11 protein-coding genes are annotated in these 13,294 nt (G+C 51.9%); 4 read left to right on the plus strand and 7 right to left on the minus strand.

From position 1 onward, the window contains the following. Positions 1–24 precede the first annotated feature (24 nt). Entirely contained in the window at positions 25–1,086 is a 1,062-nt protein-coding gene (locus tag QL223_RS09435; RefSeq protein ID WP_281544575.1) for a DUF4056 domain-containing protein, read from the plus strand. A gap of 63 nt (positions 1,087–1,149) precedes the next feature. Here the strand turns inward: QL223_RS09435 and QL223_RS09440 are convergent, their stop codons facing one another. Continuing rightward, on the minus strand, positions 1,150–1,509 hold the full coding sequence (locus QL223_RS09440) for a diacylglycerol kinase (RefSeq protein WP_002536704.1): 360 nt from the start codon (positions 1,507–1,509) through the stop codon (positions 1,150–1,152). Positions 1,510–1,789: 280 nt separating this feature from the next. Between QL223_RS09440 and QL223_RS09445 the strand changes: the two genes are divergently transcribed. Further along, positions 1,790–2,608: a hypothetical protein gene (locus QL223_RS09445; RefSeq protein ID WP_281544576.1), complete on the plus strand. Its 819-nt coding sequence runs from the start codon at positions 1,790–1,792 to the stop codon at positions 2,606–2,608. Between the two features lie 61 nt (positions 2,609–2,669). Here the strand turns inward: QL223_RS09445 and QL223_RS09450 are convergent, their stop codons facing one another. The 6 genes from QL223_RS09450 to ugpC form a co-directional block, all read right to left on the minus strand. Beyond that, positions 2,670–2,933, minus strand: a complete 264-nt coding sequence (locus tag QL223_RS09450; RefSeq protein WP_002536708.1) for a glutathione S-transferase N-terminal domain-containing protein — start codon at positions 2,931–2,933, stop codon at positions 2,670–2,672. Between the two features lie 75 nt (positions 2,934–3,008). Next, complete coding sequence (locus QL223_RS09455; RefSeq protein ID WP_281544577.1) at positions 3,009–3,710, minus strand: SDR family oxidoreductase; 702 nt, start codon at positions 3,708–3,710, stop codon at positions 3,009–3,011. Between the two features lie 71 nt (positions 3,711–3,781). Next, positions 3,782–6,874: a beta-galactosidase gene (locus QL223_RS09460; protein WP_281544578.1), complete on the minus strand. Its 3,093-nt coding sequence runs from the start codon at positions 6,872–6,874 to the stop codon at positions 3,782–3,784. Between the two features lie 46 nt (positions 6,875–6,920). After that, positions 6,921–9,059, minus strand: coding sequence for an alpha-galactosidase (locus tag QL223_RS09465; RefSeq protein ID WP_281544600.1), 2,139 nt, complete (start codon positions 9,057–9,059; stop codon positions 6,921–6,923). A gap of 53 nt (positions 9,060–9,112) precedes the next feature. Next, positions 9,113–10,123, minus strand: coding sequence for a substrate-binding domain-containing protein (locus QL223_RS09470; protein WP_281544579.1), 1,011 nt, complete (start codon positions 10,121–10,123; stop codon positions 9,113–9,115). A gap of 42 nt (positions 10,124–10,165) precedes the next feature. After that, complete coding sequence (gene ugpC / locus QL223_RS09475; RefSeq protein WP_281544580.1) at positions 10,166–11,299, minus strand: sn-glycerol-3-phosphate ABC transporter ATP-binding protein UgpC; 1,134 nt, start codon at positions 11,297–11,299, stop codon at positions 10,166–10,168. Positions 11,300–11,525: 226 nt separating this feature from the next. On the opposite strand from ugpC, the gene QL223_RS09480 reads away from it, so the two are divergent. Together QL223_RS09480 and QL223_RS09485 are read left to right on the plus strand one after the other, a co-directional pair. Beyond that, a complete protein-coding gene (locus QL223_RS09480) occupies positions 11,526–12,428 on the plus strand; it encodes a sugar ABC transporter permease (protein WP_002536720.1) in 903 nt (300 codons plus the stop codon). 1 nt (position 12,429) lies between these two features. Beyond that, positions 12,430–13,281 (plus strand): carbohydrate ABC transporter permease, encoded by an 852-nt coding sequence (locus tag QL223_RS09485; RefSeq protein ID WP_002536722.1) that lies wholly within the window; start codon positions 12,430–12,432, stop codon positions 13,279–13,281. Positions 13,282–13,294 lie beyond the last annotated feature (13 nt).

Consider the following 13,294-nt stretch of genomic DNA (forward strand, 5'->3'; position numbering starts at 1 on the left):
ACAACAATCATGATGGTGAGCTGAGTGAAACCTTTTGGTCGCCGCCTGTTAATGGGTGGTCTTTTTCTGAGTGTCAGCAGTGTGGCATTGGCCAACGCACCTGTGGGTGTTCGCCCTTGCTGCGCCTTCGGTAAAGATTTAAAAGCACAGGTTGGCGGTGTGCCCGTTCCCTTCTTTTCGGTGGGCAACGTGCTGGAAGCAAAAGGTGTTGGCAACCACCAATACAATGATGGTTCGCAAGGGGTTTCCAGCAGTTTGTTGGGGATTGGCGAAGAGCATAATGGGCTTATCTTCACCCAAAAAGGCGGTTTTATTGATACCGCCCATGTGCGTGACACGGCAGATTTCACCTATTACCTATTTAACGAAATCCGCTATCGCATAGGGACAGACGCAGAGATTCCACTGCCCGCAGAACTTCGCGACCGCGTCATTGTGCTGAAGCGCAACGACGCCCCGTTAAAGGCGCAGGAAAAGCATGAAATCGCGGTGGATATCGCCGGTGTCATGGCATTTCGTCTCGCCCAGTGGCATGAGATTGCGCAGTGGTTTGGCTTGGTTTCAGTGGCGGGTTTCAAAGAGCTCGCATCGGCTTACTCGCCGGAAGATCTCTACTCCAATATGCTGGGCGCCAAGCTTGCAATGTCCATCTTGCGAGAAACACCCGATTTGACGCTGGTGGAATTTGGCGAGGCCATGGATACCGCTTTTGCAGAAAAGCTGTCTGCGCTGGAAGCTGCGCCAGAACGTGAAACTTCTAGGCGTATTGAAGCGCTGGACGGGAAATGGTGGGACAGCACTAAGCGGTTGCCAGACAAATGGGTGCTGCTGCATCGTGACTATCATCTTGCCTTATCTTTAACACCCAATGGTGTGGAAAACGGGGAGTGGCAAACGCTGCCTGTCGAGTTGCTGAATGGTGAGTTGCTTTCAAACTGGGCGCAATTTGAAGCAAGGGCGGTGAGAAAAGAAAACGCATTTAGTGTGTTGCCGGATAGCCTGAAATCAAAAACAGTGTGGACAGAATCTGACTTTCAATCGTTGGCGAATTTCGCAAAAGCGATGGATGAAACAACCCGTCCCTAGGTTCTCGAAAAATACAAAAAGGCGACATTATGTCGCCTTTTTGCTTTTCTGCAGCTGAAACTATCAAAACAGCAGAAATGATCCCCAGGTGATCACCACCAAAAGCAGCGCGATAAACACTGCAGCAGAGCCAATATCTTTGGCTCTCCCGCTCAGCTCATGATGTTCTGGGCCGATGCGATCAACAACCGCTTCGATGGCAGAGTTAATCAGTTCAACAATCACAACGATAAACAGTGATGCCACCATCAAAAGTTGTTCAACCTGAGTCACAGGCAGAAAGAACGAAAGGGTGGTCATCACGATCAACAGAACCAATTCCTGTCGAAATGCCGCTTCATTATTCCATGCAGCGCGAAGTCCCTGAAAGGAGTACCCGGTGGCATGCAAAATGCGCTTCAGGCCAGTCACATTGGGTTTCATCTATGGAAATCTCGGGTTCACGAACAAAGCGTTATTTTGCGCGTGAATAAGAGAAATATCCATGCTTTTAGCTGATTAACTTTGTGCTGCTTTTTACCGAAATAAGTACCAAATCAACGTGAACCGCACAGCTGCGGTGTGTTTTTTGTCCACTATCACTGATGATTTAAGTCTGACTTCGAAGAAGCCAGTGAAAAGGACAATTTCTCTAAGCACCCACAGGTCAAAAGAGCCTGAATGTCAGGGGGCTGCATTAAAAACCTCATTTAAGGACAAAACCATGTTCCAACAAGCAGTAAAATGGACGCTCTATTTCTTCACGTTCTGTGTGGTGGGCTTTGCACAGGCCGCCTCAGACAAATCTCTCAATGCCCTACTCAATGCCGCAGGCGTGGATGAGATGGTGAACCAGTTCCCGGCAACGGTGAAACTGGGCATTCTCGAAGCCCAGCAACAACAGGGCGCGTTATCAGAAAAAGAAGTCAACGCCATGTTGCAGGCTGCAGATGAAACCATCGTGCCGGCTAACATCCTTTCCGGCATTCGTCGGTCCCTTTCTGGCGCTATGGACGACGAACAAATCGCGACGCTGATGCGCTGGTATGAATCCCCGCTGGGTAAGGCGTTTACAGAGGCTGAGGCCAAAAGCGGGACGGAAGAGGCATTCGCCGCTATGTCTGCTGAGGCTCCGGTTTTGATGAAAAACCAGCAGCTTATTGCCCAGGTACAGAAAATCGATCAACTGCTCAATGCGACCAATATTACCGTTAACTTTTATGAGCAAGTTCAGTTGGCGATTTTTGCGGGGTTGATGTCAGCACTTCAACCTGATGTCCCATTGGATATGGACAACATGAAACAAGAGCTGGGTGCGATTCGTCAGCAATCCACTGCTAACGTGCAGCAGATGGTTACGGTTTCTCTGGCTTATGCTTACAAAGACTTTACGGCGGAAGAGTTGGATCAATATATCGCGTTTCTTTCCACGCCTGATGCAAACCGTTTCAACCAAATTGCGGTGAAAAGCATGATCAATGAGCTGGAAGCGAGCTTTATGGCATGGGCGAAAAGAGTGGGAGCAATAACGAAGGAAAAATAACCTTTTCTCGAAACAAAAAACGCCGCGATGAGCGGCGTTTTCTTTTTGCTGAAATCAGCGGTTACTTAGCAAAGTTCTCTTCGAAGTACTCGATGATGTCGTCAGACTCATACATCCACTCGACCGTGCCATCGTCCTGCTCGATGCGAAGGCAAGGTACCATTCCGCGGCCACCTTCAGTGACCAACTCCTGGTAAGCTTCTCTGTCCGCACCTACATCAACCAGTGCCACATCAAGATTCATCATCTTCAGTGCCGCACGGACTTTGAGGCAGAAAGGGCAGTAGTTTTTGTGGTAAAGGTTGTGAGCATTTAAATCAGGCATACTTCTTCCTTTTTTATTGTGAATGGTCTTGCTCGGCATAAGACCCGTGTTTTTGAATATTTTATTCATTTCTAATCACCACGGAATCTCTTCACCTTGGTAATTCAGGAAACGTCCGCTGTCCTTTACTTCAAGCCCTTCCAACACGGCATAAAGTCCCTGTGCAGATTCTTCCGCTGAAATGAGCGCATTTGGTCCGCCCATTTCGGTTTGTACCCAACCAGGATGCAAGGCAATGGCGATAATGCCCTGTGGTGATAAATCGTTTGATAAGCTTTTTACCACGGAATTAAGCGCCGCTTTGGACGATCGGTAGATATAACCGCCCCCTGAGGTGTTTTCCGCCATGCTACCCACTTTGGACGAAACTGCTGCAAAGGTGCCTTTGGCTGCTAGAAGGTGGGGATAAAAGGCTTGTGCAATTTTGAGTGGCGCAATCGTGTTGATTTCCAGCACCTTGCGCCATTCATCCATGTCGGTATTGCCAAACCCATAGCCTTTGGGGCCGTAGTATCCGGCATTGTTGAGGATAAGGTGGAACTGCTTATCCGAGAGCGACTGAGCCAGCGCGTCAACTGCGGTGTGGTCTGTGACATCCAGCGCGTGGATACTCAGCGAATCATATTTTGTTACGAGCGAGTTCAGTTCTGCGGCTTCGAATGGCTGACGGCAGCAGGCATCGACGTGCCAGCCAGCGTCGAGACAACGTTGAGTGAGTGCAAGTCCAATACCGCGGTTGGCACCCGTGATGAGCATGTGTTTGGAAACATTGGCCATCGTCATTCCCTAAGCTTGGGTATCAATGTGATGGCCATGGTAGCAAATTCTCAGCACAACAGACTTTGCTATCAATCCCTTTTCATAGAAAGCGTCAATGCGTACCGATAATGAGCGGCGTCGAGCAAAAACTCCGGATGCACACTTGGACTCCAGGAATCATCGCCCCCAACACCCATGTGGTAGCCATCAATGCGCAGATAGATATGATCGTCTGGCACTAACGCTTCCTGATGTTTGGCCTCAGTCAGACTTTCCTGACTGTAGCGGCTGACCGAGAAATGGAACATGCCTTCAATCCGAAGATTGTCGATATCCAACTGGCGAACATCACAACGCAGCCCGTTCTCTGAAGGAAAAATGTAAGGCGTGTGCATGTCGTCGATGCTGGCGAAATAGCGGCTCACCATGGCACCGGCTTTACGGTCCGGGTAGTTCTCGAAAGGCCCGCGACCAAACCAAGCCACAGAGTCAGTAAGCGGTAAAGCAAGCTCCAGACCAACACGAGGCAGTGATGGCATATCCTGCGCGACATTGACATCGACGGTCAGCGCGATAGTACCGGAAAGGTCGACTTCATAGCGCCAGAGCGTGCTGATCACCATGGCTCCACCGATGAAATAACCATGGTGGGAGCGGATTTGCACCGTATCAGACAGCACATCAACGGTGTTGAACAGATTCTCATGGCGCAAATCAAACAGGCCGGATTGCTGCCACTTTCCAAGCCAGGCATTGGGGTCAGGGCGGTCTGCTTCGCTTGCGCCGATATCATTGTCGATAGGCGGACGGATGAAGTTGTCTTTTGGCGCATCAAGAAGCTGTTCTTCGCCTTCAATCAACCAGCGCACCAAATGGCCGCTTTGCTTGTCGAAGTCGAGTTCGAAGTGATCGCCTTTGACCGTCCAGTGGTCTGGCTCATCAATCACATCAGGCAATCTGTCCGGTGCCAACTCAGGTGATTGCAGTGCGCGGTAAACCGGCAGCACCAATTGCCCCCAACCGATAAGGGTACCTTGCGGCGCCCAAGGCTCATCAGAAGAAAGCACCACCTCAATATTCAGGAAATACTCCTGATTGTGTTTAGGGTACGGCAGGGATTTTGCCAATTCTACCTGTGCTGTTTTCCCCGCCAGCAAATGCAAGGCTTGTTCGCCACTGGTGATTTGCTTGCCATTGCCTTGAATAGACCAGCGCAGCGTCAGATTTTCCGGCGCATGGAATTGGTATTCATTGGCAAGCGAGACAACCAGAGGATACGTCCCTTCCAGTTTGTAACTGAAACGCTGCTGGTGGAATTTGGCTTCGAAAGCGGTAGGGTGCGGTGTTCTGTCAGGGAACATTAAGCCGTTTATGCAGAACTGGCGATCGTTCGGTGTGTCACCAAAATCACCGCCATAGCACCATTGACTACCTTGATCATCTTTCCGTGCCAGTCCCTGATCGACCCAATCCCAGATAAAGCCACCCTGAAGACGGGGATAGCGCCGGAAAGCTTCCCAGTACTTATCGAAACTGCCAAGACTGTTGCCCATGGCGTGGGCATATTCGCAAAGGATCAGCGGGCGGTTTTCATTCGGTAGGCCAATCCACTTGGACAGCGCCCATTTAGGTAGGCCAAGGTCGGTCTGATCTTGCTCCACGCGCGCATACATGGGGCAAATGATATCAGTGGCTGCGGTGTCAGCGCCGCCGCCTTCGTACTGCACGGGGCGGCTGGGATCGCGCTGCTTCACCCACTGGTACATGGCGTGGTGGTTATTCCCAATGCCGGATTCATTACCGAGAGACCAAATGATGATACAAGGGTGGTTTTTATCGCGCTCCACCATGCGGGTGACACGTTCAGTGTATGCACTCAGCCATTCCGCGTTGTCAGAAAGCTGGCACATCGGCACCATGCCGTGGGTTTCGATATTGGCTTCATCAACCACATACAGCCCAAGTTTGTCGCACAGGTTGTAGAACGCAGGATGATTAGGGTAATGCGAGGTGCGCACGGCATTGAAGTTGAATTGTTTGATGAGCTTGAGATCTTCTTCAATGTCTTCGACGGTTTGCACGTACCCTTTTTCGGGGTGGAACTCATGGCGGTTCACGCCGCGGATCAGGGCCGGAAGATCGTTGATTTGCAGCAGGCCGTCGCTGATACCCACTTGCCGGAAACCCACGTTGCAGGCTTCGATATCAACAGGTTCGTCGTTTTCGTCCAGCAGCATGACGACCAAACGGTAGAGGTGGGGGTCTTCATCGCTCCATAGCCTTGGGCAGGAAACGATGAGTGAATGTTCGCAGCGATCTCCCCATGCGCCACGTTCGTCAATGACGCGTTGACCGGATTCTGCAATGACTAGCCCGCTGAGATCCGTGCCTTCATCAAAAAGCTGAATAGCAACTTTGTTGTACTTGCCTTCAAGCTTGGTGGTGACGTTCAATGTGCCGACATGGTGGGTCGGGTCTAGCACGGTGTTTACGCTGAAATCGGCGATTTGGTGTTTAGGCTTTTTGCGCAGGGTGACATCGCGGAAGATTCCGCTTAGCCACCACATATCCTGATCTTCCAAGTAGCTGCCATCACACCAGCGCAACACCACTGCAGTGATCTGATTCTCGCCCAATGCGACGAAAGGGCTGAGATCGAATTCGGCAGGCAGGCGACTGTCCTGGCTGTATCCGACAAAATGGCCATTGCAGAACAGGTAAAACGCCGAGCTGACCCCCTCAAAGCAAATCAGGGTTTGTGCATCCAGCCAACCATCATGCAACTGGAAGGTGGTGCGGTAAACGCCGGTTGGATTTTGGTCTGGCACCTTGGGAGGATCGACCTCAAAGGGATATTGCACATTGGTGTAGATCGGAATGTCGGTGGTGTCTTCCAGCTGCCAGTTTGAAGGCACGGGAATCTTACGCCAGCTTGTGTCATCAAACTCTCGGTTTGTGACCTCTGAAGGGACAAGTTCTGGAGAATCAAAGAGAGAAAATTGCCAGTCACCGTTCAGGGAAACGCGGTGTCGGGAGACGGGAATTGCGTTGTATTGATCATCCAGCGCGGCTTCCACGCTCGGATAAGACGCCATGGGGCAATGTGCCGGAAGGCGGTTAAGCTGCGTGACGGCGGGATTTTCCCATTGGCGACGACGGATCAATTCTGCAAATCGGGTCATGTTGTGGTTCTCAAACTCGTCAATTCAATGCGGGGCCATGAAACGATTACGGTTCAACGGTAAAGGACAACAACATGGCACTTTCTGGGTCCATTACTGGCAAGCTTAGTCCAATTTGGCTTAGCTGATCGCCGTTAACGACCGGCATTTTTTCAATCCAGACAGGAGGATGCTTCATCGTCTTGCTAAAAGCCGCGGGGGCATCGACCACCTCGACACGGTAGCGTTTTTCCTTGCAAAGAACGGGTAATCGCAGTCGTTGTCCAAGCGCATGTTCCGGCATGGTGAGTTGCACGACGGCCAACAGCACCACGCTGTCATCCTTCACACCGTAGATATGGGTACCGGAATCCACAGATGGCAACACAAAGCTGGTGCCGCTGTGTAGCAGAGGGCGATATTGCTTGTGGAGCGCGATGTATTTGGAAAATGCGCGGAGCTCGCAATCCTCTAGCCCTTGGGGGTCAAGTTCCGCACCCATATGGCCAAACAAGGCGGTAATGCCCCGAAGTGACATGTCATGGCAGCGTCTGGTGGTGTGGCTCAGTCTGGGGCCAATGTGGCTGCCCATCACTTCCGGCGGGAAAAACAGCTGCATGCCGCGTTGGATAGTTTGGCGTTCTAACGCATCGTTGCAGTCGGAAGTCCAGAACCTATGGGTGCGTTTCAGCACTTCATAATCCACACGCCCACCGCCGGATGCGCAGGATTCAATCTCTACATAAGGGTGTTTCTCACGAAGTGCATCAATCAGACGATAATACGCCAGCGTCTGGCCGTGATACGCTGCACTGCCTTGGTGTGCGGCTTGCACCAGCTCGCGGTTCATGTCCCACTTTAGGTAGCCAATATGATGATCGGTTAGCAGGCTGTCGAGTGATGACAACAGGTAGTTAAACGCGTCGGGGTTCTGTAAATCGAGCACAAACTGATGACGTCCAGCCGGCTGTTGATAACCGAGCTCATCCATACCCAGCATCCATTCTGGATGGGCGCGGAAAAGCGCAGAGTTTTTGCTGACCATTTCCGGTTCCACCCAAAGGCCAAACTCCATCCCTAGCTGGTTAATGTGTTCGATAACCGGCTTTAACCCTTCAGGGTACTTGCGCTTGTCCACCTGCCAGTCACCCAAGGCACGGGTATCATCATCTCGGTTGGTGAACCAGCCGTCATCGAGAATAAAGCGCTCAACACCGAGTCTGGCGACGGCCGTGGCCATTTCCATAATGCGTTGGGGCTCGTGGTCAAAGTAGATCCCTTCCCAGGTATTAAAATGTACAGGGCGCAGTTTTGATTGTGGAAAGCTCAGGATTTGATGGCGTACAAATTGGTGGAAGCGCTGCATCATGCCGTTAAGGCCTTCTGCGCTGAAGACGGCATACAAGTCGGGGGTGGCGAAGCTTTCTCCGGGGGCAAGGCTGATTTCACCCGCTGCCAACAGTGCCTCGGCTTGCAGGTAGCGCCTGCCATCACTTTTCACCTGCGCCTGAATGCGGTGATTACCGCTCCAGCCCAAGTGCATGCCAATGAGATTGCCACTCAGTTCGTGGGTTTCTTTTTGCAAAGCGACCAATCCCGGGAAAGACTCATGGGATGTACGACCTCGGCGGTTTTCCTGCACAAAGCCTCCGTGTTTGAACGAGAGGCGTTGCTGTTGGAACTCGTGGGACCATCGGCCATGGAAGCTGATCAGATCGAGAAAATCGTCATCGACTGGCAATGTCAGCGCGAGCCGTTGAAGGGAATAATTCGTCGTTCCGGTATTCGTCAGTGTGTGGTTGAGCGTCAGCACGTCGCTGTCTTCATCTAGAACAAGCTTGGTGCAAACCTCAAGCCCAGAACGGGGATCGCTTAGGAGAAGCTGTACGCTGCCCGGAGAGGTGGTAACAGACATCAATTCAAAGACCGGTGCCCAGTCCTTTCCATCACGGTGCCCTTCAATGCCCGGGCTGCCAAAATCGCCGCGGCCTTGTTCTGGGAGTAAGGCCAGTGGCATGGCTTCATCGAGCCTTGCCTGTCCAACCGGAAGGTCAAAAAGCGAATCATTGAGTGACGTATCGGCATCAATTTTCTTGCCCCAGTAAACCATGGCGGGGACAGGCTTCAACGTCAGAATCAGGCTGGTATGCGCTGATTGCAAATGAACGAAGTTTTCAGGCGACGCTTCGCTTCCTTTCGTGGACATATTAGCCATGAATCCATTCCCTTTGTTGGCGTCTTCGCGCCTGATAAACGGCGCTATTCGCTATACTCGGCGACAGAGCTTCTTGTAATCAGTATGGGTGTGTAGCTGCCTTTTTCTTCTGGAACCGGCTGTTGGATTGATAATGCGATAGCCTGCTCTGCAGCTAGGGCGGCCATTTGTTCAATCGGATAGCGCACTGATGTGAGTTTCGGGTGGAGATAGCGGGCGATGAGGCTGTCATCAAAGCCCACGACCGAGACATCCTCCGGTACACGATAACCGCGGTCGGTCAGTGCGGTGATGGCACCGGCTGCCATGACATCGTTGTAGCAAAATACTGCGCTGAGGTGTTCGTTATCCGTCATCAGCTTTGCCATAGCGCGCTCGCCACCGGTTTCTTCCGGTGTATCAAAGGCCATCATAACCGGGTGGGTCTCATCGGTGACGCGATAGGTATTCAGCGCGTCCTCATAGCCTTTCTGACGCTGCACCGTATCTTCGATGGAGTGACTGGAACCGATATACGCCACATAGCGGTGACCCTTTTCGATGAGATGTTCGGTGGCCAAATAAGCGCCGCGATAGTTGTCGAGGTAGATGCAACGATCTTCCAAACCCGGGATCAAACGGTTGATAAAGACGATTGAACCATGCTCCTCCGCAAAGGCGCGGAGTGTGTCGTCATCCAGCGCTTTGCTGTGCACGATCAGCGAGGCGACCTGATTCTGGATCAGCGATTCAATGGCCTGCTTCTCCCTTGCAGCGTCGTGGTAGCCGTTACCAATCAAGAGATGATGGCCTTGCCTGTGGGCAATGGTATCAACGTGTTTGACCAAGGAGCCAAAAAAGGGGTCAGACACGTCCGCTACAACAACACCAATCGCTCGGCTTCGCTTGCTGACCAAGGTGCGTGCTGCGGCATTCGGACGGTAGCCCAGTTCGCGCATGGTGCGTTTTACCAAATCGGCGGTATCGGATTTGGTGAGCGGCGAGCCGTTGATCACACGGGAGACCGTGGCAACTGACACGCCTGCCTGACGCGCGACGTCTTTAATGGTTGCCATTAAGAAGATCTCCTATCAAATTGCCTGAAAGCGGCATTGTCATTACTCCTGCGCGTTGGCAGTGAGTGGTGCTGGGTCTTCCTCGCCTTCCGGACGATGGGTTAATGCCTGTTCGTTGCTGTTGAACAGGTGAATGTCGTCCGGAGAACAGTGCAGGGAGACTGTCTGGAAGGCTTTCACGGCGTTGTCACCGGGAATGTGAACCTTGAATCCGTCTTCACCGCAATATTGGCCGAACAGGTAAGTACTGTTGCCAAGGCGTTCCACCACTTCACTATGAAACTGGAAATTAAAGCCCGGGCCTTCGCCAATCTGAATGTGTTCAGGTCGGATGCCGACGGTCACTGCCTCGCCTTCGCTGACCTCTCGGGCAACGCTGACAGTCAGGGTTTGGCTGTCAGGCATAGCGACAGCGACCTCATTGCCGTTGATGGCAGAAATGCGGCCGGGGACAAAATTCATTTTCGGTGAACCGATGAAACCTGCCACGAACAGATTGGCGGGATTGTGATATAGCGCCAAAGGTGAGCCAACTTGCTCCACATTTCCGGCTCGCAGCACCACGATTTTGTCGGCAAGCGTCATGGCTTCGACCTGATCGTGGGTCACGTAAATCATGGTGTTGCCAAGTTCCTGATGAAGCTTGGCAATCTGCAGACGCATTTCAACGCGAAGTTCCGCATCCAGGTTAGAGAGCGGTTCATCGAACAGGAAGACTTTAGGATCCCGCACAATAGCGCGACCAATCGCCACACGCTGGCGTTGACCACCAGACAACGCTTTGGGTTTTCTGTCCAGCAGGGCTTCAAGTTGCAGGGTTTTGGCAGCGCGGTCGACGTGCTTGTCGATTTCCGCTTTGTCGACGCCGTTCATTTTCAGGCCAAAACCCATGTTTTCCCGCACCGTCATGTGAGGGTAAAGCGCATAAGACTGGAACACCATGGCGACACCACGGTCTGCCGGGTCAACATCATTCACCTCTGTGCCATCGATGGAGATGGTGCCATCAGAAATGGTTTCAAGACCCGCAATCAGGCGCAGCAACGTAGACTTGCCGCAACCGGAAGGGCCAACAAACACCACGAACTCTCCCCCGCTGATATCCAGGTCGATACCGTGAATCGTTTCGATTTTACCGAAGCTCTTAATAACTTTTCTCAGTGTGATGTCGGCCATACCGCGGTCCCTATGCAATCAGTTTCTTTTTGGTGATTCGAATTTCGTCGTTTCGGTCACCCTTTTCTAAAAATAGGCGGTTTTTCGACGAATGGAAACGTTTACATTGTCGATTTTGTGAACTAGTTTTAAACAATGAACTCGCGTTGGTTACATTTTAGTAACAAAAAATGCGTCGGATATCGCGCGTTGTTGGTTCATCAACGTTAGAAAAACAGGACGTAATATGACTGTGCATTCCTCATCAGCATCCAAGCCTTCCGCTGTTCAGCGAAGTCAGTTGGCAATGGCGCCTTGGTTTTTCCTTGCCCCCGCCATTGTTGTCTTCGCGATATATGTGCTTTATCCCATTGGTCAAAGTGTATGGCTCAGCTTCTTTGAGTGGGACGGTCTGGGAGAAAAAACCTGGGTTGGCTGGGAAAACTACATTGAGCTTTTCGATTCAGACGCGTTTTACACCTCTTTGGTGAACAACTTCCTCTGGATGATCCTTTTCATGCTTGCCCCCCCGATTGGCCTTCTGATTGCCCTCTTTCTCAATCAACAAGTGGCAGGTATCCGTCTTATTAAGGCGCTGTTCTTCTTCCCCTTCGTGATCTCGCAAGTGGTGGTGGGCTTGGTATTCGCTTGGTTCTATGACCCGTCATTTGGTTTGCTGACGCAATTTATTGTCGCGCTGGGGTTTGATCCTATTTCGATTCTGGCTGATGAAGATCTGGTGACGTACGGCATCATCGCGGCCGGGCTTTGGCCTCAGGTGGCCTATTGCATGATTCTCTACCTGACGGGTCTCAACAACCTCGACCCCGAACAGCTGGAAGCGGCGCGCCTTGATGGTGCAAAAGGCTGGCGAATGATGTGGTACGTGGTGGTACCGCAGCTCAAACCCGCCACTTTCATCGCGGTGGTTGTGACGGTGATTGGCGCGCTGAGGTCATTTGATTTAGTGGCGACCATGACGGCAGGTGGTCCGTGGGGCAGCTCAACGGTATTGGCGTACCTGATGTATGAAGAGTCTATTTTCAATTACCGCATGGGTTATGGTGCGGCGGTCGCCGTGGTGCTCTTCCTGATTATGGATATCTATATCGCCTGGTTCCTGTGGCGAATGCTGAAAGGAGAGCGTTGATATGTTTCCAAGACCGATTGAACAGCGCGGCAAATTCGTCAACGCCACGTATCGCATCTCGCTCTACATTGCTGTGTGTCTTTGGCTGATCCCCCTCGCGGCGGTGTTGATGACATCTGTGCGCTCTATCGCTGACATTAACGCGGGTAATTACTGGGGTATGCCGGATGAACTGCAGCTGGTCGAAAACTACACACAGGTGTTCACCGCAACTCCGATGGGACGCTATCTGCTGAACAGCTTGCTGATTTGTATTCCCGCGGTGGCGGGGGCGGTAGTGCTCTCGACCCTCGCAGGTTATGCACTGGCCAAATATAAGTTCCGCGCCAATATCTGGCTGTTTGCTCTGTTTATCGGCGGTAACTTTGTTCCGTTTCAGATTTTGATGATCCCAGTTCGCGACCTCACCATCAGCTTTGGTCTGTATGACACCCACTGGGCGCTGATTTTCTTCCATGTCGCCTTCCAAGCCGGTTTCTGCACCTTATTTATGCGTAACTTTATGATTGGCATTCCCGATGCTCTGATTGAGGCAGCGCGTGTGGAAGGGGTCAGTGAGTGGCGCATTTTCTGGTATGTGGTTCTCCCTTTGGTGAGACCCGCACTGGCAGCATTGTCTGTTTTGGTCTTTACCTTTATTTGGAATGACTTTTTCTGGGCTCTGGTGCTGGTTCAAAGCGATGAAGTTCGTCCTGTCACGGCAGGCCTGAACGCATTGCAAGGACAATGGCTTGCATCCTGGCAGTACATGTCGGCAGGCGCGGTGATCGCTGCACTTCCGCCTGTGGCACTGTTTTTCACGATGCAACGCCACTTTATTGCTGGATTAACCTTGGGCGCAACCAAAGGCTGATCCCGGTTTAACG

The sequence above is a fragment of the Grimontia sp. SpTr1 genome, assembly GCF_947387585.1.
Classification (GTDB): domain Bacteria; phylum Pseudomonadota; class Gammaproteobacteria; order Enterobacterales; family Vibrionaceae; genus Enterovibrio; species Enterovibrio indicus.